The organism is Dysgonomonadaceae bacterium zrk40 (assembly GCA_016916535.1).
GTDB lineage: Bacteria > Bacteroidota > Bacteroidia > Bacteroidales > Dysgonomonadaceae > Proteiniphilum.
Map to the genome: position 1 here is coordinate 1,762,936 of CP070276.1, position 23,043 is coordinate 1,785,978.

Consider the following 23,043-nt stretch of genomic DNA (forward strand, 5'->3'; position numbering starts at 1 on the left):
GAGTTGAAGATTCAAGGGTCAGAATCAATCGAACGGATCTCACAAAATGATTTTAATTAAAACAAATATGAAGCACATGATAAAACAACTGTCCCGGCTGCTGCTCCTTCTTTTAGTTGTAGCATGCACCCCCCAGGAGATGGACGACTATGGACTGGAGGGGATGACCACCATCACCAGCGACCAGATATCGTTCACCCAGGCACCCTCTGCCACGAGTGACAACGTGATCACCTTTACCAATACCACTGCTTTGAATGGTCTCTACACACTGGTGTGGGACCTGGGCAACGGTTCTTCCGGCAAGAGCAATGCCGTAGAAGCTTCCTATCCCTTCGCCGGTGACTACACCGTGACGCTAACCATCTATACCCCTGATGGGGTATCGGCTTCAAAAAGTGTGGTGGTGAATATCGCAGACGATGATTACAGTCTGGTGGATACACCTGTCTACCGCAATCTTACGGGTGGACCCGAGGATGGCGATGGCAAGACCTGGGTCTTCGACCAGTACAACAACTATTCAGGCGAAGTAGCAGCCGCTACCGGTTTTAACATCAAAGGGCACCTCGGTCTCGGACCTCAGGGTTCTCGCGGTCAGGAATGGTGGGGTGCCGGACCCAACGAGAAGAGCGCCTGGAGTCTCTATGCAACGACGTTCACCTTTATTCAGAATGGTGTACAACTATTGATTGAGACCGAGGGTGAAGGCTATGGCCGTAATGCCTCAGCCGGTAGCGTGGGTGGATTCAATGTCACCTCGGTGGATGGTGATGATGCCACCTTCCCATACGACGGAGGAGCGTACAACTTCTCTATTGATGAAAGCGGTGAATATCCCACGGTCACTCTCTCTGGCAATGCCTTTATGGGATACTACTGTGGCAACCAGACCTACGAGATCATCTATCAGACCGAAGAGGTGATGGCGCTACGCGTCGACAATACTGTGGAGGGTCAGGACTGGGTGTTCGTTTATTGCCTCGAGGAGCTGAACGTGGAGCCTCCCGCAGTGGTGAAAGTGCCGAAAGCGATACCGCTGGCCGAGGATTTCGAGGGAGATGCCTTCCTCAATTTCGTGCAGGAGGATATGGGAGATGTGAGCGGTGTGGTAGACAACCCGCTGCCGCTTCCCATCAATACGTCAGACAAGGTCTACCGCTACTGGAAATCTGGTGGCTTCTACAGCAACCTCTCCTTTACTGCGGCCGATTACAAGTTTGACCTTACTGCGCAGAACAAGGTGCGTGTGAAGGTCTTTATCCCCTCGTTCAACGACTACACTACCGAGCATGCTGTTGCCGGCGACTGGATCGCCAACAAGAAGTTGCTACCTCAGCTGGCTGTGAAGTTGCAGAACAGTGATATGGGTGGTAACGCCTGGCAGACACAGACCGAGATCGTGAAGGCCAATCTGGAGATGAACAAGTGGCTGGAGCTGGAGTTCGACTTCAGCGGTGTTGCTGACCGTACCGACTATGATAAGATTGTGATCCAGTTCGGTGCGGAGGGACATGCCGGTCCCGGTTTCTTCTTCTTCGATGACTTCTCATTTGCTGAATAAGGATAATTTTAACTTGAAGGATGCCGTGATGAGCGGCATCCTTTTTCAACCATTATGATGAAAATGACTCCAATATTGTATCTGTTTATGGGACTTCTTCTTGCCTGTGGTGAGAAGAACAGTCCTGAAGTCAATCCACCCAAGCCCGAGGTAGAGGTGAAATGGAGTTTTAATCCCACTTCACTGGAGCTCGCAGCAAAAGGAGAGGCCAGGAGCGTAATTGTTACGGCCAATGGTGACTGGACGGTTACCTCTGGTGAAAGCTGGTGCAGTACCGATCCAAAAACGGGACACAACGGCCAAACCAGTCTCAGGATCACAGCCACAGGCAATCCGCACCTCACCTCCCGCACGGCGGAACTCACCTTTACTTCCGGTAAGCAGAACCAGCGTTACACCGTTACGCAGGCGGCCGGCACGATTGATAATTTTGTTCCCGATGGATACGACCTGGTATGGGAAGAGGAGTTCAATGCAGAGCGCCTGAGCGGCGGCAAGCCTGCCCTGCCCAACACTGATAAGTGGTGGTACGAGAACCTGCCCAAGGGAGCGGTCAACAATGAATTGCAGACCTACGTGGGGGGCTTCCGCGGTACCGACACTGTTGCAGCCATTCACGATGGCACATTGAAGATCATCGCAAAAAAAGTTGGCAGTGATATCCTTTCTGCCCGCATCAACAGTACCGAGAGCTGGACCTACGGTTACTTTGAGGCACGACTGCGGGTACCGGGTGGCAAGGGAACTTGGCCCGCCTTCTGGATGCTGCCTGAGAAAGAAAATCTCAACTGGCCGCTTGATGGTGAGATCGATATCATGGAGTATGTGGGTTACCAGCCCAACGTGGTGCACTCCACGGTACATACCGGTGCCTACAACCACATGATTGGTACCCAGAAAGGGGCACAGAAAACTATCTCAGGTGCCGAGACCCAGTTCCACATCTACGCTGTGGAGTGGACTGCCGACTACATCAAAGGCTTCGTGGATGGGGAGGAGTATTTCCGTTTCAACAATGACGGTGCCGGAAACAAAGAGACCTGGCCTTTCAACGTACCCTTCTACCTGAAGCTCAACCTCGCATGGGGCGGCGACTGGGGCAGCGCGCAGGGTGTGGACGAATCCAAACTTCCCGCTACCTATGAGATCGATTACGTGCGAGTCTATCAAAAAAAATAGGATCAAGTAACAACACACAAAATTTTAAATAACAAAGCTGACAGTTGACAGCTTAATGTTTGTCACGAACCGCTTACAGCAAAAAACATCATCCAAAGAAAATGAACAAATTATTCTATTTCCTCTTTTTGATACCGTTACTGGCTGCCTGTAATGGCAATGCCGGTAAGAACGGAGAGCAACTTGATACAGTCATGGAGCAGAAGATCGACAGCATCCTGGGGCAGATGACCCTTGAAGAAAAAGTGGGTCAGATGGCCCAGTTCACTGTTGATCTGCTTGGCAAAGGTGGCAATGCCTACTTCAGTGATGAACCGTTCGAGGTGGATCCTGCGATGATTGACACCGTGATTGGCAAGTACAAGGTAGGATCCATCCTCAATGTGAGCAACAACAGGGCGCGCACCACCGAGGTGTGGGAGAAGACAATCCGTGCTATTCAGGAGCGAGCAATCGCGGAGACAGGCATCCCGGTGCTCTACGGCATCGATGCCATTCACGGAGCTACCTACACCGCTGGCTCCACGCTCTTCCCGCAATCGGTGGCTATGGCAGCCAGTTTCAACCGTGAACTGATGAAAGAGGGCTCACGTATCACTGCATACGAGACACGCGCCAGCAATATCCCCTGGACCTTTGCACCCACCATGGACCTGGGCAGGGATGCCCGTTGGTCGCGTCAGTGGGAGAGCTACGGCGAAGATGCCTACCTCAATTCCGAGATGGCAGTAGCCTCTACCCTCGGCTTTCAGGGTGAGGATCGCAACCGTGTGGGAAGTCAGCACATCGCTGCCTGTCTGAAGCATTACATGGGTTACGGTGTGCCCGTATCCGGTAAAGACCGTACCCCGGCACTCATCTCAGAGAGTGAACTGCGTGAGAAATATTTCGAACCTTTCCGTGCTGCTATCGAAGCAGGAGCACTCTCAGTGATGGTCAATTCGGGCATCATCAATGGGGTATCAACCCATGCCGATCATCGCCTGTTGACCGTCTGGTTGAAAGAGGAACTCAATTTCGACGGGCTGGTAGTGACCGACTGGGCGGATGTGCAGAACCTCCTCTCACGCGACAGAATTGCAATGGATTACAAAGAGGCGGTAAAGAAAGCGATCAATGCAGGAATCGATATGGTGATGGAGCCCTACAACCTGGCATTCTGCCCCACACTGGTGGAGTTGGTGGATGAGGGAGAGGTTTCGATGGAACGAATCGACGATGCCGTGAGAAGAGTGCTTCGCCTCAAGTACCGACTGGGACTCTTCGAACGTCCCTACTGGTCACGTACGGAATACCCTGATTTCGGCAGTACTGAGAACGAGGCTGCAGCCAAAGCTGCTGCCGATGAGGCTATCACGCTGTTGAAGAATGAGGAGGAGATCCTTCCGCTGCCTTCAGGTGCACGCATTCTTGTGGCCGGTCCCAACGCTCACTCCATGAGGCCGCTCAACGGTGGCTGGAGCTATTCCTGGCAGGGCGAGAAGGTGGATGAGTTCGCAGAACAGTACAACACCATCTACGAAGCCTTACAGCATAAGTTCGGAGAGGGCAACGTGCGCTACGAACCGGGTGTTACCTACAAGATGGAGGGACAATATTACGAGGAGAATGCACCTGAAATCGGGATGGCTGTCGCAGCGGCGAGAGGTGTGGATTACATCATCCTCTGCGTGGGCGAAAACTCCTATTGCGAGACACCGGGTAACCTGGATGAGCTGACGCTGTCAGAAAACCAAACTGAATTGGCCTTGGCACTGCAGCAAACCGGTAAACCGGTGATCCTGGTACTCAACGAGGGTCGTCCCCGTCTGATCCGGCGTATAGAACCGGGAGCTAAGGCTGTTCTGCAGCTCTACCTGCCCGGCAATTTCGGTGCAGATGCACTGGCTGATATCCTTGCCGGCGACGTAAACCCCAGTGGTCGATTGCCATATACCTATCCGAAGTTTGAACAGGGATTGATTACCTACGACCACAAGCCTTCGCAGAATATTCAAGGTGTGATGGCCGGAGCTTACGATTATGGAGCACAGACATCGGTGCAATATCCTTTTGGTTACGGCCTGAGCTATACTACCTTTACCTATGCCAACCTCCAGGTTGAGAAAACAGCGTTCACCTCAGTTGATAACATCACCGTTTCGGTTGATGTCACCAACAACGGTTCGCTGGCAGGAAAAGAGGCTGTACTGCTCTTCAGCAGTGACAAGGTGGCTTCCCTCTCACCCGATGTTCGGCGCTTGCGTGCCTTTGAGAAAATCTCTCTCAATCCCGGTGAGACCCAAACGGTAACTTTTACCCTGAACGGCTCAGACCTTGCGTTTGTGAATGAAGCAGGCAAGTGGATACTGGAGGAGGGCGATTTTATGTTGCAGGCGGGAGACCAGACAATTGATATCCGATGCTCGGAGACAATGATCTGGGATAGCCCTAACAGATAAAGCCAGTCCTTTTTTTATATACCAGGCGGGAGCACCTCATTCGGAGTGTTCCCGCTTTTTTTAAAAATTTTCAATTAATTCTATTGCATGTTCAATTTTAACCATTATATTTGCGTCGGTAAAAGAATTATTTGGTTGCGGGAGTGGATAAGCGTGTTTCCCCGCATTTGGTGGATAGGATGGTAAAAAAGCTGTTTTAACAAGTTCAATGTGATTCAATTATCTGGCTTTTTGTCTCAATTTCTGTCTTTATTATAGTATAATAGGTTGTTTTTTTGCAATATGCTGAAACGACCCCTTTTTTGGGGACCAAAGGAAAGTTATTTAGATTGAATATCGATAGACGGTATTTTAGCCATACTTAACTGGGAAGATGAATGTTTCAAGTTGCTAGTAAACTAAAAAAAGTTAACAAAAAAGAACAAATTCAGCATTGAATGTTGAATGAACAGAAATAAATGCTAAATTTGCGGCGCTCATTCCAGCAAGCGTGCTGAATGGCTTGGCAATTAACATTTTAAATTAAAACCGTCAGGGGTTCAGGTTATTAAAAATAATTATTTAACAACAGGCGGTTAACAAAAGTTTACGAATTAATTCGGTTTCCTATGTTGAAAGAATTGTTGTATTCTTTGAGCATAGGAGAAACTTTTAAAAGCAGTGCCGTTTGTTCCGACAAGATATTTAAAATCACAAATTGGTGCATTTGTCGGAAACTAACAACATTTCGGGTGTAAATGCGTAACAGATTGCAGTAAATGCATCAAAAAAGAAATTGTCCTGAATAAACATGGATTTGTCATAAATAACCTATATATGAAAACAAAGAAAATAACATTCCTCACCTCTTTTGTATTCCTGTTCACGGGAATTGTCTTAATCTTCACGGGATGTGAACAAGACTACTACGACCCTTCACGGCAACAGGGTACCGGAGCTTCTCTATTTGGAGACAGTATCACCGTTCCGGCTACCTTTGACTGGGCAACCACACGTAACGTTGACATGCGTGTAAAGGTAGAAGACAATTTCAACGGAGCATATCTTTACACAGTACAAATTTTCGATGCCAACCCTCTGTTTGATGAAGAGGCCACACTATTGGGAATGGGTGTTGCAAAAAACAACAGTGACTTCAGTACAAATGTAGTTATACCAGAAGCCTTAACTACGGTGTACATCCAGCAGACTTCTCCCACCGGAGGGAAAACCATTGCACCGGTTGGTTTAATCGGCTCTTCCCTGAACTATAGTTTCAGTCCGCAAGACTATTCTGCAAGTGCCTTGGTTTCAGTCCGATCATCCTCCTCTACCAATGAATCATCCACGGCAATATTTCGGTCAACCACTGATCCATACCCAGTACCCGAACTACCTGTTAATCATACAGTCATTACTCAGTCAAGCGGTGAATTAACTTCGAATATCGCTGGCGATGTCTATCTGATCAATGGGAATTTCTCGGGAACTACCAATTTTTGGCGCAAAGTTGATCTTTTTGTGCAGGGTACACTCAATGTTACAAGCGGTCAACTTAATCTTCCACCGGGAAGCAGATTGATTGTGTTGCCGGGGGCATTGGTGACAACACCCAAAATTGATGCGTGGGGTGAAACCACCAGTGAGGATATATACATACAGGGAACGCTAACTGTAAACGGAGAAATTAAAGTCAATAAAAACAGCAAGCTGGTTGTTTTCGAAGGTGGTAGTGTGGTAGTTGATAACAATGTTGATTTATTGTCAAATACCCTTTTTTCCAACAATGGGACTGTTGAAGTCAACGGGAAATTACAAACCAGCAATGCCAATACAACGGTGGTTAACGATGGGGAAATGACATTAAACCAACTGGAGGTGACGCAAAACTCAGGTTTATATACGAACAATGGTACACTCATTGTAAGCGAAGACCTTAAAATATCGAACAATGGACAAGTAGTCAATAACAATACAATCACAACCAACTCCCTAACACTCGACAATGGGACGTTCAATAACGAAGGTGTTATCACTGTGTTGGGTCCTACCGCTGTAACCAATAGTACAGCCAGTATCATCAATCAGAATAGTTTCACAACCAACACACTCAGCCTGCAGGGTAATGCGAGAGTAGAAAATAATTGTCACATGATTGTGGAAGGTCTGTTGAATACGACAGATGCCTCAATCATTGTTGGTCCAGGAGGTCTGTTGTCAACTTCAAATCTGTTTATGAACAATACGCGGATTGAATTGGATCGTGCAGCAATGATGAAAGTAACCGTTGAGGCTGTATACAAATATAACAAAGGAGGCGACCAATGGAACAATGACGGCTTCTATGGAACCGGTTCTAATAAAGCCCTTTTACAGATTGCAAAAGCGGTAGCAGAGGAAATAAATGATGAAAATATCATCCATTACCAGGGCAATCTGGAAATAGAGTGTTACGATCATCCTTCAAAAAACATTGATTCATGGAATGCTCGATGGACCGAAGATGGTGTTACCTGGGCCGGTGAAGGTGGATCAACTCTCGTGATTCCTGGAACAGAGTGCAACGACGGCGGATATAGCAATGTCCCATCAACGCCCCCTTCCAACCCTGTCTTTCCGATTATCTGGAACGGTACGGATGTGACCTACATGTTCGAAGACAACTGGCCGTTGCTGGGTGATTACGATATGAATGACGTGGTGTTCAACATGAAACCGGAATACACCATCGATGCCGGAAACAAGGTTACCCAACTCAAATTGGATGTGACCCTTCGTGCGGTTGGAGGTGTAAAACGATTGGCCGTTGGGATGCAAATTGACGGCATGGCCCGCAACGTTGTGAGCAGCGTAAGTCGATCCAGCCAGGCTGGCCGCGACAATTCAGTATTCAGTGCAAGCAACGGTCTCGAAACCGGTCAGGATTACGTGGTGATTCCAATCTTCGATGATGTGCACAAGGCTCTCGGTATTCCCGCAGGTACAATGGTAAATACCACAGTGGGTGGATCAATCGGAACAGTATCCCCGGCAGTAGTTACATTCACCCTCACTTTCAACAGCCCGGTTGACAGGGAAACAGTTTCTATCGATAAGTTGAATCCCTTTATTGTAAACGGTGGATATAAAAATAGAAGGGATGAGGTTCATCTTCCCGGTTTCGCGCCAACAGACAAAGCTGACATCTTTAGATTTGGGGCTGGTGATGACGACTCAAGTAACAACTATTATACATCAAAGGGCAATCTGATCTGGGCTCTTGCAATTCCCGGTGCAACCAGATATCCCAAGGAGTATACCTCTATAAGAAAAGCTTATCCACAATTAGAATCCTGGGCAACCACCTCCGGACAATCGGATAAGGATTGGTACATGCATCCAGATCTAACCTTTATCTACGACAAATGATAAAACTTGACAACGATCATACTCTTGTTGCAGAAAGGATGAACAACACCATGGAGAGGAATACGAAAAGGCAATTGCTGATCATCGACGATAAGATAGCCATTGCCAAGATTATCTCCGTCTACCTTTCAGCAGAGTACGATATAACCTATTTCAATACCCCCGTTAAAGCCATCGAATGGTTGTTTAACGGGAACAGGCCCGATTTGATCATTCTTGACATTCGGATGCCTGAAATGAACGGCGATGAATTTCTCTCCTATATCAAAAAGAATGGTTTATACAAAGATATTCCCGTTGTGGTCCTTTCAGGAGAAGAGAGCAGTGATATCCGTATTAAAATGTTGGAGGTAGGTGCAGACGATTTCATTCTGAAACCCTTTAATCCGATGGAGTTGAAGATACGGATCAGAAAGGTGTTGAGGTGAATCAGGCCGTTTTCTATATTGGAGCGGATGAGCAATTGCATCATCATTTCTCTGATGTACTTCTGAGTCTCTTGTCAGAACCACCGGTTCATTTCATAAGCAGTTCCGAAGCAACCAATTGGCTTCAAGAGCATCCCGGAACACACAATTCAATTGTGCTCTACGAAAGACAATCTACCGAGAAGGATGTGCAGAGCATTCAATTGCTACGAAACAATTTCCCGGAGCTATACATATTGTTGGTCACTACTGACCTTTCCCCCAACCACCGCCTGCGATACATTCAAGCCGGGGTGAACGACACGGTAGCACCCGGCACCAAACAGGAATCGTTTGCTCGGTTTTTCCAGTTCATTCAAAGATATGAAACCCGGCAGCAAAGTAAAGAGCAAGCAGATGCCAATAGAATGACGCCGTTCAAACTGCCTGCAATTAAAAGAGCTTTCGATCTGATCATCTCCTTTTTTGCTTTGTTGTTTCTCTCACCGCTCTTGTTGTTGGTTGCACTGGCCATTCGGTTGGAAAGCAAGGGCCCCGTTTTTTACAAATCCAAGAGGGTTGGCAGCAACTACCATATATTTGATTTCTGGAAGTTCCGTTCCATGTATGTCGATGCGGACAAAAGGCTGAAGGAGATGGAGCAATTCAACCAATATGCAACAGGTGTGCCCAATATGGATCAGCAAGTTGCCATAGAGGACGATCTGGATTCACTTTCCATTGACCTGTCCGATCCCTCTATCCTGGTGGACGATGAATTCATCCTCAAAGAAGAAGATTTCATCTCACAGCAGCGTAAAAAAACCGACAATGCATTTGTCAAAATAGAGAAAGATCCACGTGTTACAAAGGTGGGGCAGTTCATACGCAAATACAGCATCGACGAGCTGCCTCAGTTAATCAATATACTCAAGGGTGACATGTCAATTGTAGGGAATCGGCCGTTGCCCTTGTATGAGGCGGAGCTGCTCACCAAAGACAATAGCGTGGAGCGTTTCATCGCACCCGCAGGGTTGACCGGATTGTGGCAGGTCCAGAAAAGGGGTGATGCCGGGAAGTTGTCTGCCGAAGAGCGCAAGCAGCTGGATATTTATTATGCACAGCACTATTCGCTCTGGTTGGATATCAAGATTATTTTCCGTACTTTTACTGCATTCATTCAGAAAGAGGATGTATAGACACCCTAAGATTCCAACGAGATGAACAGGATTTCCATTTTGATCATTGCTCATTTGTTTTTTTTGCCTTTCTTTTCCGGGATTGCTCAGGAGGGATTGGAGGCGTTAAGTCCCGATGATTACCTGAACCTGAAACTACCACCCCTGGAAATCCTTTTTGAAAATGCAAAGAACAGTGCTGCAGTCGACTTTTATCAGGTGAAGATGGAGGAGGAAGCCAGTGCCCTCAAAACAGAGAAGAGAAGCTGGTTGAAATACTTCCGATTCAGTACAACCTATCAGTGGGGCATGATGGGCATGAACACTGCTTTCTCAGATCCAAATACACCATTGTTTTATACCTATTCAGGTGGTAGGCAAAACTGGTACAATGTGGGTGTTTCTATAGCGATTCCCTTCGATGATTTTTTTGATCGCCCCAACCGGATTCATCGGCAACAACTGAAAACAAAGGCAACCCAGGTGGAGATGGAGAAGTGGCATGAGGAGCAAAAAATCAGAATCATTGAAATGTACACCAAGGCGGTAAAGGAACTATCTGTTTTAAGGTTAAAAGCAGAATCTCTCTCTTTTGCCAATACCCATTTCGAACTCTCCAAGCAGAATTTTTTAAACGGGAATATCGACTCCGGAGATTTGAATCAGATCAAAGCAATGCAAATGGACGCACTTGAATCATATGAGCAAACCCGATCAGAATTGAACAAGGCACTCTTGCAGCTTGAGATCTTGTCTAAAACGAAAATTCTCAATCGTTAGCACAATGGAAATCATTCAATATTTTTTCCGCTTTTTGTACCGTATCCGCTGGTGGATTGTGATGGTCCCTGTTTTTGTGACCATTGTGGCGATACTGGGCACACGGAATCTGGAGAAGTCTTTTCCCGTGGATATGACAATCTATACAGGAGTTGTTTCCGGCAATGGTATCGGGTCAGATGGGGGAACGGTCAATTCCACCGTGATCAACAACACGATAGACAACATCATCAATATCATTCAATCGAAAGAGACACTCCATGAAGTGAGCCTGCACCTCTATGCCAGGCATATGATCCATGGTGATCCAACCAAGGACAATGAATACATCAGCGCAGCCAATTACCGTCATTTACAAAATATCACTCCAGATGCAGTGAAGTCACTGATCGACAAATCATCTGAAGAGAAGACAGTAGAGAATCTGAAAGCTTACGAAGTGGCTTCACCCTCCAACTTCGTGTATGGATTGTTTAACTGGAATCATCCGCATTACGCGTACGGGAGCCTTAAGAATATCAATGTAATACGTCTTGGGAGCAGTGATATGTTGAGGGTATCTTACTCTGCCAATGACCCCGGTGTAGCCTATCAGACTTTGTTGTTGCTGGAAAAACTCTATTCGGTAGAATACAAGAAATTGCAGTTCGGCTCAACCAACAATGCAATCCAATATTTTGAAGATGAGTTGGAAAGGGTTGGCAAGCAGTTGCGGGAAAGTGAAGATTCACTGACAAGCTATAACGTTCAGAATAGAATCATCAACTATGAAGAACAAACAGAGCAGGTTGCAGCAATCGATATGCAGTTCCAGATTCAGCACAATGAAGTCTTAAAGAAATTAAGTAATGCAGAGGCATCTGTCAATTATTTGGAATCGTTGAAAGATGAAAATATTGTTTACTTAAGAGACAATGCGGAGTTTCTTGCCAGGCTCAACCAAGTCTCTGATTTAAATACCAGAGTAGCTGAGATGGGAGCATTTATTACCGATTCTTTGTCTGATAACTCATCCTACAAGCAGCTGGATCATTTCAAAACCCAGTTGAAGGGTGCAGAAAATGAGTTGGTTGACTTTACACAGCGATTTAGTGAAAGGAAATACACGCGTGAGGGTTATCCAACCAGTAATTTTGTATCGCAATGGCTTGAAGAATTGTTGTTGTTGGAGAAAGCAAAAGCCGAAATAGATGTTATCGAGGCAAAGATGATTGAAATAGATGAACACTATTTGCATTTCTCTCCCATTGGCTCCACGATTAAAAGACAGGAACGTAACATCGATTTTATCGAACGCAACTATTTGTCAATTTTATCCAGTTTGAACGCTGCCAGGTTACAGCTCAAGAGTCTTGAAATGAATTCTGCATCATTAAAAATGATCAATCCACCTGTCTTTCCTTTGAATTCAGAACCGTCGAAACGAAAGAAACTGGTGATGGCAGCCTTTGCGGGAAGTTTGGTATTCATCATTGGAATCTTTCTCTTACTGGATCTGTTGGATCGTACATTGAGAGATCCGGTACGAACAAGGAAAATTACCGGGGTAAATATTCTTGGGGCCTTACCTGGTAGACCGAGCCTTCGTCAACGAAAATATCACACATTGTATCGTGACAAGGCAATACAGTATCTGGCAAACGCCCTACAGGATTTTTTTCAACCCGCAGACCCATATCCAATTGTGAACATTATCAGTATGAAAGAGGGCAGAGGTAAAAGCCTCCTGATCGATTCATTGTCCGATTACTGGGGTTCACATGGTGTGCCTGTAAAGGTGCTCCGCTATGGAGATGACTTTGACCCCGGATCACCTGAGTTTCTCTTTGCTGATAGCATACACAAGTATCTTCCCAGTGCTCCGGTACAGTTGCCTCCCAAATGTATTATCCTGGTTGAGCATGCATCACTTCAACATTACGCTATTCCAAAGAGTCTGCTTCAGGAGGCTTCAATTAATCTGACTCTCTTCAGGGCTGACAAGGTTTGGAGTGACAGGAATAAACAGCTGTTTGATCGTTTAAAGGAGCAATCCGGCACTACTCCCACGTTTATATGCCTGAACAGGGCAGACAAGCAGGTATTGGAAACATATACCGGTATGTTGCCTCCCCAATCTCTATTTAAGAAATATTTTTACAGGTACACTCAATACGGTCTTAGCTCATCCTGAACATCATAAGCTATGAGACTCCAGCAGAATCATGAAGGGAATGAGAGAAGTCGATTGCAATATGTTATTGTTTTTCTCTCAATATCAGTTTTTACAATTGTTTTATTGCGGTATGGCTGGATACCGGCTTTCGCTTTATCAATTCTTCCATTCTTAATTTTTGCCGTTATCCAATTTGTGAAGGAACCCATCTATGCACTTCTTGGTGTTTTCGTAGCCAACTATTTTATCATGGGAATTACACGATATGTGGCAGGGTTGCAGGGTGGTATTGTGATTGATGGGCTGTTGTTGGCAACACTTTTTTTTCTTTTGTTGTACAATCTTAAAAATCCTGTTTCATGGGTTTCATTGCGCAATCCATTGACTTTACTAACCGGGATATGGCTTGTATATTGTTTGGTTTTGGTTTTCAATCCTGAAACAACCCTCAATCACTGGACAGCCGGAGTACGTGCTTTAGCGGTTTATTTTTTTCTCTTTCCGGTGTTAACAGCCCTGTTACTAAATCAATTTAAATATTTGAAATGGTTTCTTTTTGTCTGGTCTGTCCTTACTTTACTGGCAATAGGTAAATCGCTGATGCAAAAGTTTATCGGTTTTGACTCAGCTGAACTCTACTGGTTGCATGTACTTGGTGGAAGCAGAACCCATATCATACATACAGGAGTGCGTTATTTTTCCTTTTTCACAGACGCAGCCAGTTTCGGCTGCAATATGGGTATGTCGTTTGTTGTTTTTGGCATAACCGCTCTCTATATTCATTCAAAGCCTCTACGAGTCTATTATATTGTAGTGGCTTTGCTTGCCGGTTATGCGATGATGATATCAGGGACGCGTGCCGCAATTGCTGTCCCTTTTGCCGGTTTTACCTTTTTTGTACTCCTGTCTAAACAATTGAAAGTAATCATTCCGGGAACCATATTAATTCTTGTACTCCTTGTTTTTTTTAAATTCACCTACATTGGTCACGGGAACGCAGAAATCAGACGGATGCGTTCTGCGTTCAATGTTACACAGGATGCCTCCTTTATCGTCCGCAAACAGAATCAGGAAAAGATGCGTTTATTTATGAAAGAGCACCCTTTTGGAGTGGGTATTGGTGAAGCGAAGAGAACAGAACCCGGTGATTATTTGTATCAACTGCCTACAGATACTTCTTTCGTATTTGTTTGGGTAGAAACCGGTGTTGTGGGTCTCTCAATTTTTTTGTTAATTTTTTTGGTCACCTTTCTCAAGGGCGCCTACGACATATGGTTCCGAATCGAGAACAGACAGTTGAGGGGTTTACTTTCTGCATTGTTGGGAGGTGTTGCCGGGATGTTGGTCAGCTCTTATGGCAATGAGATGTTGCAGCAGTTTCCAAACGGTCCCATTGTTTATATGTGTATGGCCTTCATATTTATGGGGCCAAAAATTGACAAAGAGATCAATGAGCATGCAACAGCCTGAATTATCCATCATCACGGTCAATTACAATGGATTCGCTGATACAGTACAACTGATCGAATCCATACAAACCCATTTGAAAATCTCTTATGAATTTACTGTAGTAGATAATGGCTCAAAGGCAGATGAAGCCGGCATACTGAAGCATCAGTTTCCCAATATCAAAGTGATTAGAAGCGCTAAAAACCTTGGTTTTGCAGGTGGCAATAATTTGGGCATTAAAGATGCAACCGCCGATTTTTTGCTTTTTATCAACAACGATACTTATGTGAAAGACGATTCCTTGACACTCCTGGTTGAGAGAATGAAGAAAGAACCAACTCTTGGAGGCATCTCACCAAAGATTCTTTTCGCCGATCAGGAAAAGTTGATCCAGTTTGCTGGTTATACCCCCTTGAGTAGCGTCACATTGAGAAATCGATTGATAGGATTCAAGGAACAAGATTCCGGACATTATGATCATCCGATTTCAACACCCTACCTGCATGGCGCGACAATGTTAATTAGAAGGGAAGCCATCGAAAAAGTTGGAGGTATGCCGGAAATCTATTTTCTTTACTACGAAGAGCTCGATTGGAGCCTACAGTTGCGCCGGGCAGGCTACCGGCTTGAATACAATCCGGCGGCTGTTGTATTCCATAAAGAGAGTAGCAGTGTAGGGCAGGAGAGTCCACTCAAAGCCTTTTATATGACTAGGAACAGGTTGCTGTTTGCAAAAAGAAATTTGTCGTCCTTTCACAGATTCTTGTCAATCGCATATCAAATATCGTTGGCACTGCCGAAAAGAGCGTTTCACTGTTTGCTCAAAGGAAATACCGATTTGGCAGTTGCCATGATGAAGGGTTGTGTGGCATTTATACGAATGAAATGATTTTTAATATATGGAAAAAGTGATCTCCATATTGGATCTAATCTTCTTTTTAATGATTTTTTTATCAGTAAGCTATCTCCTATTCTTTGCTGTTTTCTCACAAAAAAAACAGGACTCCCATTACCGGCCAGCCAGAAAGCAACATCGGATATTGGTGCTTTTCCCTGCTTATAAAGAGGACAGGGTAATCATAGATAGTGTCCGCTCCTTTTTGGAGCAGGATTATCCGTCAGATTTGTTTACAGTTGCTGTAATCTCTGATGGGATGAGCAAAGATACCAATGAGCAATTGCGGCAACTTTCTGTTATGGTTCTCAATGCAACTTATCAAAACAGTACCAAAGCAGCTGCGCTTAACCTGGCGATAGCGCATTTTGGCAAAAGCAGTTTCGATATCGTGGCAATTCTGGATGCTGATAATCATACACAGCCTGATTTTCTGAGCAAAATGAATGATGCATACGACTTCGGTATCCATGCAGTTCAGGCTCACCGAACCACAAAGGGAGGGGATGCAGAAGTGGCCATACTGGATTCCGTGAGTGAAGAGATCAACAATGCAATTTTTCGGGCAGGACATGTCCGTTTCGGATTTTCGTCAGCACTGATTGGCTCCGGAATGGCATTTGATTACGAATGGTTTGCCCGCTCCATTCCGAAGGTGAGTACTGCCGGAGAAGACAAGGAATTGGAATTGCTTTTGCTGAAAGAGGAGATATTTATTGATTACTTGCCCGAACTTTATGTCTATGATCAGAAAACATCAACCTCTACCGGTTACTACCACCAACGCAGACGGTGGATTGCTGCTCAATTTGATCTTCTGAGAAAAGGGTTGCCCTATCTCCCCAAAGCAATCTTATCGGGCAATCTGGATTATTGCGACAAGATATTCCAGTGGTTGATACCACCTCGGATACTGTTGATTGGTTTCCCTATTTTATTTGGTTCCGTGATGTTGTTTCTCGATTGGGCACGTTCAATCAAATGGGGGGTCGTTTTGTTCATGTTGATCATGGCATTCAGTTTGGCAATGCCAGATGAATTGTATACCACCTCCTTCAAAAAGGCATTGAGAAAACTCCCTCTCCTGTTTCTTTTCACAGTAATCAACCTGTTCCGTTTGAGAGGAGTCAACAAGAAGTTCATCCACAAGAGACAAGAGGAGAAAGAATGATGAAAATAGCCATTGAAGCACAGAGGATTTTCAGAGTGGACAAGCACGGCATGGATTATGTTGCTGTGGAAACAATACGAGCGCTGCAGCAAATTGACAAGGTGAATGAATATTTTATCATTGTGAAGCCGGGTGAGGATCGTTGTCTTCAGGAAACCGCCAATTTTCATCTGATTGAACTTGCCTGTCCCACCTATTTCCTTTGGGAGCAGGTTGCATTGCCTCACTGTTTGAATCGTATCAAACCGGATCTGCTGCATTGTACAAGCAATACTGCACCTCTTTACACTCGTTATCCAATGTTCCTGACCCTTCATGACATCATTTTTCTTGAAAAGAAGAAGGGTGCCAATCAATCACTCTATCAGAGACTGGGTCGCATCTACCGCAGGTGGGTAGTTCCGCGAATCATCCTCAAATGCAAGCGAATCATCACAGTATCTGATTATGAGAGAGATAACATCATACAAACACTCACACTCGATCCTCAGTCGGTGACAACAATTTACAACGGATTGAGTGCTGCATTTCATTCCTCAAGAAAAAATCCGGATATTGTCAAAAAATACATTCCTGAAGAACCCTACCTTTTCTTTTTGGGGAATACCGATCCCAAAAAGAATACACCAAATACCCTCATCGCATATGCCATATATCTTCAGAAATCAAAAAGAAAACTCCCATTACTGATAGCCGATTTAAAGGAATCTGTAATCAATACTCTCTTAGCCAATGAAGGATTGACCCACATCAAACCCAAACTCTACTTCCCCGGATATATTCCGAATGGTGATCTTCCGTCTGTTTATACGGGAGCATTTGCGTTTCTTTATCCCTCATTACGTGAAAGTTTTGGTCTGCCACTTCTTGAGGCGATGGCGAGTGGTGTGCCGGTGATCTCATCAAACAGATCAGCGATTCCCGAGATAGCAGGCGATGGGGCATTGTTGACCGATCCGACCGATCCTGAAAAGATTGCCCAAACGATTGTTGATTTGGAAAATAACCCAGATATTTACAACAAACAGGTTGAATATGGATTGAATCGTTCAGAGAGATACTCTTGGGAACAAACTGCCATAAAATTGTTGAACGAATACCTAACCTTAAATTCCCGGTAAGATGTTGACATCCATTGTTGAAAAAATTAAAAGCAATCCGAAACTTAAACAAAGAGTTCTGTTTTTGATGCTGCACCCGGTAAAAACGCGTCCCAGGCTATGGTTGCGTGCATTGCAGTTTCTTTACATGAAAAAAGGAAAGAGATCGGTAATATACCGGAGTGTAAGAAAAGATATCGTACCCTTTAATGGTTTCAATCTCGGTAAATCCTCTGTAATAGAAGATTATGCTATTGTCAACAATGCCGTTGGTGATATCGTGATCGGTGACTTCACGAGAATCGGAATGGGCAATACCATCATTGGTCCAGTAATGATTGGTAACAATGTGATATTGGCTCAGAATATAGTTATCTCCGCATTGAATCATAATTTTGAAGATGTTTCGATGACCATCAACCAACAGGGTGTAGTAACAGATCAAATCACCATTGAAAACAACGTCTGGATCGGTGCCAACAGCTCCATCCTGGCTGGAGTTCATATCGGAGAGCATGTGGTTGTAGGTGCCGGTAGTGTTGTCACAAAAGAAATCCCACCCTATTGTGTGGTTGTGGGGAATCCCGCAAGGATTCTGAAAAAATATGATCATAAAGAACAAAGGTGGATCAAGTTAAAGAGTTAATCAGTCCCAAAGTGAGCGTAATCATCCCGGTGTATAATACAGAAGCATACCTGGAAGAAGCGGTGCGGTCCATCATGAACCAGACGCTTAAAGACCTTGAAATCATCATTATTGATGATGGCTCTACCGACAACAGTCTCTCTATAATGAACAAGTTGGCTTTAAAGGATCATCGGATAATTTGTATCACGCAAACAAACCAGGGTCAATCAGTGGCTCGTAATTTCGGCCTTCAAAAATCCAAAGGTGAGTTTGTATATTTTATGGACAGTGATGATGTCTTAACTGATAAAGCATTGGAAAGTTGTTATTCAAGTTGTATTCAGAAGGATTTGGATTTCATATTCTTTGACGCTATAAAAATTGCGGACAAATCTGAAGATTGTAACTATTACAACAGACAAAATCAGTTTGCTGATCGGATCTTTGGTGGTGTAGAAATTTTAAACATCATGTTGAGCAAGCATTTGTACAGAGTACCTCCATGGTTGCATTTTATCAGACGCGATTTTTTAATCAAAGAGAACATCACGTTTGACACCTCATTAAGAATATATGAAGATCAAATATTCAGTGCAAGATTATACATAACCGCAGAAAGAGTGGGCTATATACCTAAATTCTTTTTTAAGAGAAGAATGCGGACAAATTCTTTGATGGCACAAATCTATTCAATTGATAAAGTTAAATCTTATTTTAAAGTTGCTGAAACATTGCTTGACTTAAGAAAAGGATTGGAATATAATCGAAGAAAAGCGATTAATAGAATTATATTCCAAATGCTTAGTGCTGCTGTTTACAATGCCAAGAGTCTTGAAATACATGAAAGATTTCAGTTGTTAATGATTATCTTAAGTCATTACCCTTTTTATGTATCGTTGAAATCATACATTGTATTGTTATTTCCGTCAACAACTCGAATCAAATTAATGATAAAAGAACGCATATGAGAATAGCTGTTTTAACTTCAGGTTTATTACCTGTACCTGCTTTGCAAGGAGGCGCCGTAGAGAACTTAATAGATTCTTATTTAGAACTCAATGAACTGATGAAGTTTCACCAGATAACTGTCATGAGCGTAATAGATAAAAAAGTACCTGATAATAAAATTAAAAACAGTCAGAATTCCCGCTATCTCTTTTTTAGAACCGATCGATTTGCTTATCGAGTAAAAAGAAAAATATTTGGAATCACAAAGAAAAAGTCATTTTACTATCATTCTCATATAGAGTATTATCTTTATAAAGCACTTAAGATACTTAAGAATGAGCTATTTGATGTGATAGTCCTTGAAAACCGTCCGGGGTATGCAACGAGAGTCCGTGATGTGTGTCCTAGCGCTCGATTGATTTTGCATCTACACAATGACTTGTTATCAGTTGACTCAAAAGAAGCCTCCTCCATAAAATCAAAATTATCATCCGTTATTACTGTCTCTGATTATATCAAGAAAAGAGTTGAAGAGCAGCAACCTTCTATACCTATCCATACCTGTTACAATGGTATAGATCTGTCACTCTTCCAAACGAATAACAAGTCTTCTTCTAGGAGATATCTCAAGATAAAAGAGAATGAATTTGTGGTCGTTTTCTCAGGGCGACTGATACCTGAGAAAGGCGTCAAAGAATTACTTCAAGCAGTTAGATTAATGGATAAGATACCTCTAAAATTGCTGATAATTGGGTCAAATTTTTTTGGTAATAATATGGTTGTAACAGATTATATGAAGGAGTTACACCATTTAGCTGCTGATTATCAAGATCGAATAATTTTTACAGGGTTTATCTCATATGGTATGATTCCTGCTTATTTGCAATCTGCTGATGCATGTGTTATTCCATCACTCTGGGAAGACCCTTGTCCATTAAGTTGCATCGAGGGAATGGCTGCCGGTCTCCCAATGATTGTAACAAATTCTGGGGGTATGCCTGAGTTGGTTGATGATAAATGTGCAATTATTTTAGATAAATCTTCAAATTTGTCAATGCAAATAGCTGAGGCGGTTTCATATTTATTTAACAATCCCTCAAAAAGGATGGAAATGTCCGTTGGTGCAAAAAAACGTTCATTGCTATTTAGCAAGGAGCGTTTTGCAAGTACATTTTTTGATCTTTTATCTCAACAGCTATTCACCAATCTTGAATCACTTTCCCGTTTGCAAAATGAAAGTAGTCAGTAATCACGGAAAAGCTATCCATTGTGAATGTTTGATGTGTTTCTTCAAGAAAACATATTGGGGTTTCACCAATAAATGACGCCCATCGGGAATAAGTACTGAAAGGACCGATAATATAATCACACATTGAAAGTGTATGCAAATCAAGGATTTCAGCAGAGGGTTCGTTTCGTTGGTAACGAAAACAGGATAATCCGGGAAAATTATCAATTTCAAACCATTCATTCGAGCAAATAAAAAACGATATTTGCTTTTCAGAGAAAGTTTCCTTAATTCTATTCATGAAAAGTAGATATTGATCCAGTTCATAATAAAATCGTCCATTGTTCCAGACCTTGTAATCTCCCCTTCTGATGTGAACACCTACTACTATTTCTGATTTTTTCTTTAAATTTTCTATGACACTTGAAGCTCTATCTGTAATCTCTTTTCTTGGAGTGAATATTCTAATGATTTCTTTTTTTGCCATTGATATATAACGGGTATCTTTGCGTGTATGCCATCCTTTGAAAAAGCCAAGAAAGAAATATAATTTATCCAATTTTGCGTTATGTGTAGCTTTCCATGTCAGACCTTTGAATCTATTCCAATTGTCACCTATTTCCAGTAACCACTTGTGATACAATGGAAAAAAAATGAATGGTGCATTTCTGAAATTAGGAAAATCCTCAATTGTGTAATCAAAGAAAAGTATCATCATTTTCTTCTTTTTCACAATACACTCTGATATAGTGGCTATATAGGACCACAGACGATTACACGTTTGCCCTGGAGCATCGCAAATAACTTTCATTTTATTTATCTTTTATGAATTTTGAAACCAAAGGAAACCTTGCCACAAAATATTTCATACCTGTGGTAAATTTATATAAAACGAAGATGTATATAAGAAGTAATGGAATCATCACAAGTAGGACACAGATCACTAGTTTGAAAAAGTTGGTTGCATAGGTATCTACGAAATAATATTTTATGGGTAAAATCATAAGAATGAATAATGTGAAGATTGTGTAAAATGGTATCATCCCTTTCCAATACGTTACAACTTCCAGTTTTATTCCATTTTTAAAAAGATAAAAAGGTTTCCATATCAAAGCGATACCGCTTACACTAATGATTTTGCCCAATAGTATGCCTGAGATTCCGAGATAATAACCAGCAATAAGTGTTATCATAAGATTGGTTAAAAGTTCTGTCCAAGAAGCCCATACGTCAGAATAGAGCCCATAAGCATGTATATACATTTGGACTACTCCCCTGGAAAGCAAAATAAAAATATTTGTGAGTAAAAGATACAAAACAATATCACTTAGTAGATACTCTTTCCCAAGCCACAAAGAAATAAAAGGTTGCATGAACAACAGCAGACCAAATATAATAATTCCAACTATGATAAATCGAAAGGCTGTAAGTTCCCAAAAGACCTTAAGTGTGTTTTTGTGATTATTCTCGGCAACAAGATTTCCAACACCCGCTCCCATTCCGTCAGATACAATGTTCACCAAATATATCAGTTTGTTAATTATGATCATATAATTACCATAGAAGGCTACCATTTTCAAAGACAAAAAAGCAAAAACCAAAATCTCATCGCTCTTATTCAAGAAGAAATCTTTAAATTTTTGAATAAATATCTGCTTTGTTTTTTTCAGGATGTCAGGATACTGATTCAACAATATTTGCCCTTTCATTTTGGCTTTGGACTCTAACCAAGGATAAGTCTTTTTGATTTTGAAGTTCAGGATTATATAACTACTAGAGGCGAAAATGAATTCAATTGAGACCCAAACAAAAAGATTTTTGAAATAATATGCCAGCACTATTTGTAGAAGGGTTTTTAGAATATTGGCTGTTTGCAAATAACCAGTGACGACATAGGTTTTCTGATCGGCTGTCAGGAGTACTTGTCGATAATTGATAAAATATCCTATGACAGAAGATAATAGAAATGCATAAAAAGAGAAATAAATAATACCCATAGACATTTCAGTATGTCGAAATATAAATGGGAAGAACAGACTTACAACTCCTCCTATTGATAATAAGACTATGCCAATTTTATGATATAAGAAACCCAGAACAGAAATGATTTCGTTGATCTTATCTCGGTTTTTCTTTTGAAGTGGCGAATATAGAAAAAAACTGACACTAGAGCCAATTCCCAATTCAGCCAAGTTTAGTAAGTTCAATATACTGTTCAGGGTACCTACCAAACCAATAAAATCATCACCCAGTTGATTTAGGAATATTTTCCGGGAAATGAATGTTAAGATGAGAGATATAACATAAAAGTATAAACCCACTTTTATGTTTCGAACACTTTTATGAGTACGGGTTGACATTATTCGACAAAGATAATTGTAATCAATTATTGGAGCATCAATTCTTTAAATTCTTTCGTATTAGCTCAGAATCATAAAGAGGACGTATAAATCGTCAATTTAAGTCTAAATATAGTTCAAATAATTTAATTTCTTTAACTTTGTCTCAAATATTACATATTTACTCACTCAGT

At 42.7% G+C, this 23,043-nt stretch carries 17 protein-coding genes; 15 read left to right on the forward strand and 2 right to left on the reverse strand.

Annotated elements, in window-relative coordinates:
* Positions 1–67 precede the first annotated feature (67 nt).
* The 15 genes from JS578_07285 to JS578_07355 all read left to right on the forward strand — a co-directional run bounded on the left by JS578_07285 (position 68) and on the right by JS578_07355 (position 20,531).
* Entirely contained in the window at positions 68–1,564 is a 1,497-nt protein-coding gene (locus JS578_07285) for a PKD domain-containing protein (GenBank protein QRX62706.1), read from the forward strand.
* A gap of 315 nt (positions 1,565–1,879) precedes the next feature.
* Positions 1,880–2,743 carry a family 16 glycosylhydrolase gene (locus JS578_07290; GenBank protein QRX64955.1) on the forward strand — a complete coding sequence of 288 codons (864 nt, stop codon included), beginning with the start codon at positions 1,880–1,882 and terminating at the stop codon, positions 2,741–2,743.
* Positions 2,744–2,844: 101 nt separating this feature from the next.
* Positions 2,845–5,184, forward strand: a complete 2,340-nt coding sequence (locus JS578_07295; GenBank protein QRX62707.1) for a glycoside hydrolase family 3 C-terminal domain-containing protein — start codon at positions 2,845–2,847, stop codon at positions 5,182–5,184.
* 816 nt (positions 5,185–6,000) lie between these two features.
* The gene (locus JS578_07300) at positions 6,001–8,571 is read left to right on the forward strand and encodes an LruC domain-containing protein (GenBank protein QRX62708.1); all 2,571 of its coding nucleotides are present in this window, start codon (positions 6,001–6,003) and stop codon (positions 8,569–8,571) included.
* Between the two features lie 50 nt (positions 8,572–8,621).
* Positions 8,622–8,999, forward strand: coding sequence for a response regulator (locus JS578_07305; protein QRX64956.1), 378 nt, complete (start codon positions 8,622–8,624; stop codon positions 8,997–8,999).
* On the forward strand, positions 8,996–10,177 hold the full coding sequence (locus tag JS578_07310; protein ID QRX62709.1) for a sugar transferase: 1,182 nt from the start codon (positions 8,996–8,998) through the stop codon (positions 10,175–10,177). Before JS578_07305 ends, JS578_07310 begins: the two co-directional genes overlap by 4 nt.
* A gap of 204 nt (positions 10,178–10,381) precedes the next feature.
* Positions 10,382–10,936 carry a TolC family protein gene (locus JS578_07315; GenBank protein ID QRX62710.1) on the forward strand — a complete coding sequence of 185 codons (555 nt, stop codon included), beginning with the start codon at positions 10,382–10,384 and terminating at the stop codon, positions 10,934–10,936.
* A 4-nt stretch (positions 10,937–10,940) separates the two neighbouring features.
* Positions 10,941–13,109 (forward strand): hypothetical protein, encoded by a 2,169-nt coding sequence (locus tag JS578_07320; GenBank protein QRX62711.1) that lies wholly within the window; start codon positions 10,941–10,943, stop codon positions 13,107–13,109.
* Between the two features lie 231 nt (positions 13,110–13,340).
* A complete protein-coding gene (locus JS578_07325) occupies positions 13,341–14,561 on the forward strand; it encodes an O-antigen ligase family protein (protein ID QRX64957.1) in 1,221 nt (406 codons plus the stop codon).
* Complete coding sequence (locus tag JS578_07330) at positions 14,542–15,429, forward strand: glycosyltransferase family 2 protein (protein ID QRX62712.1); 888 nt, start codon at positions 14,542–14,544, stop codon at positions 15,427–15,429. Before JS578_07325 ends, JS578_07330 begins: the two co-directional genes overlap by 20 nt.
* Positions 15,430–15,439: 10 nt before the next feature.
* Positions 15,440–16,606, forward strand: coding sequence for a glycosyltransferase family 2 protein (locus tag JS578_07335; GenBank protein ID QRX62713.1), 1,167 nt, complete (start codon positions 15,440–15,442; stop codon positions 16,604–16,606).
* Positions 16,606–17,727, forward strand: coding sequence for a glycosyltransferase family 4 protein (locus tag JS578_07340; GenBank protein ID QRX64958.1), 1,122 nt, complete (start codon positions 16,606–16,608; stop codon positions 17,725–17,727). The genes JS578_07335 and JS578_07340 overlap by 1 nt, the downstream gene beginning before the upstream one ends.
* Before the next feature lies 1 nt (position 17,728).
* A complete protein-coding gene (locus tag JS578_07345) occupies positions 17,729–18,352 on the forward strand; it encodes an acyltransferase (GenBank protein QRX62714.1) in 624 nt (207 codons plus the stop codon).
* On the forward strand, positions 18,331–19,302 hold the full coding sequence (locus tag JS578_07350) for a glycosyltransferase (protein QRX62715.1): 972 nt from the start codon (positions 18,331–18,333) through the stop codon (positions 19,300–19,302). The genes JS578_07345 and JS578_07350 overlap by 22 nt, the downstream gene beginning before the upstream one ends.
* The gene (locus JS578_07355) at positions 19,299–20,531 is read left to right on the forward strand and encodes a glycosyltransferase family 4 protein (protein QRX62716.1); all 1,233 of its coding nucleotides are present in this window, start codon (positions 19,299–19,301) and stop codon (positions 20,529–20,531) included. Before JS578_07350 ends, JS578_07355 begins: the two co-directional genes overlap by 4 nt.
* Here the strand turns inward: JS578_07355 and JS578_07360 are convergent.
* Both JS578_07360 and JS578_07365 read right to left on the reverse strand, forming a co-directional pair.
* The gene (locus JS578_07360; GenBank protein QRX62717.1) at positions 20,482–21,243 is read right to left on the reverse strand and encodes an alpha-1,2-fucosyltransferase; all 762 of its coding nucleotides are present in this window, start codon (positions 21,241–21,243) and stop codon (positions 20,482–20,484) included. The genes JS578_07355 and JS578_07360 overlap by 50 nt on opposite strands.
* Before the next feature lie 79 nt (positions 21,244–21,322).
* Positions 21,323–22,870 (reverse strand): sugar transporter, encoded by a 1,548-nt coding sequence (locus JS578_07365; protein ID QRX62718.1) that lies wholly within the window; start codon positions 22,868–22,870, stop codon positions 21,323–21,325.
* Positions 22,871–23,043 lie beyond the last annotated feature (173 nt).

What these genes read in the sequence shown, in the direction of transcription:
- JS578_07325 (QRX64957.1), top strand. Translation starts at nt 13,341, where the DNA reads ATGGGAATTACACGATATGTGGCAGGGTTGCAGGGTGGTATTGTGATT.
- JS578_07320 (QRX62711.1), top strand. Translation starts at nt 10,941, where the DNA reads ATGGAAATCATTCAATATTTTTTCCGCTTTTTGTACCGTATCCGCTGG.
- JS578_07305 (QRX64956.1), top strand. Translation starts at nt 8,622, where the DNA reads ATGGAGAGGAATACGAAAAGGCAATTGCTGATCATCGACGATAAGATA.
- JS578_07345 (QRX62714.1), top strand. Translation starts at nt 17,729, where the DNA reads ATGTTGACATCCATTGTTGAAAAAATTAAAAGCAATCCGAAACTTAAA.
- JS578_07340 (QRX64958.1), top strand. Translation starts at nt 16,606, where the DNA reads ATGAAAATAGCCATTGAAGCACAGAGGATTTTCAGAGTGGACAAGCAC.
- JS578_07330 (QRX62712.1), top strand. Translation starts at nt 14,542, where the DNA reads ATGAGCATGCAACAGCCTGAATTATCCATCATCACGGTCAATTACAAT.
- JS578_07285 (QRX62706.1), top strand. Translation starts at nt 68, where the DNA reads ATGAAGCACATGATAAAACAACTGTCCCGGCTGCTGCTCCTTCTTTTA.
- JS578_07315 (QRX62710.1), top strand. Translation starts at nt 10,382, where the DNA reads ATGGAGGAGGAAGCCAGTGCCCTCAAAACAGAGAAGAGAAGCTGGTTG.
- JS578_07335 (QRX62713.1), top strand. Translation starts at nt 15,440, where the DNA reads ATGGAAAAAGTGATCTCCATATTGGATCTAATCTTCTTTTTAATGATT.
- JS578_07300 (QRX62708.1), top strand. Translation starts at nt 6,001, where the DNA reads ATGAAAACAAAGAAAATAACATTCCTCACCTCTTTTGTATTCCTGTTC.
- JS578_07295 (QRX62707.1), top strand. Translation starts at nt 2,845, where the DNA reads ATGAACAAATTATTCTATTTCCTCTTTTTGATACCGTTACTGGCTGCC.
- JS578_07355 (QRX62716.1), top strand. Translation starts at nt 19,299, where the DNA reads ATGAGAATAGCTGTTTTAACTTCAGGTTTATTACCTGTACCTGCTTTG.
- JS578_07365 (QRX62718.1), bottom strand. Translation starts at nt 22,870, where the DNA reads ATGTCAACCCGTACTCATAAAAGTGTTCGAAACATAAAAGTGGGTTTA.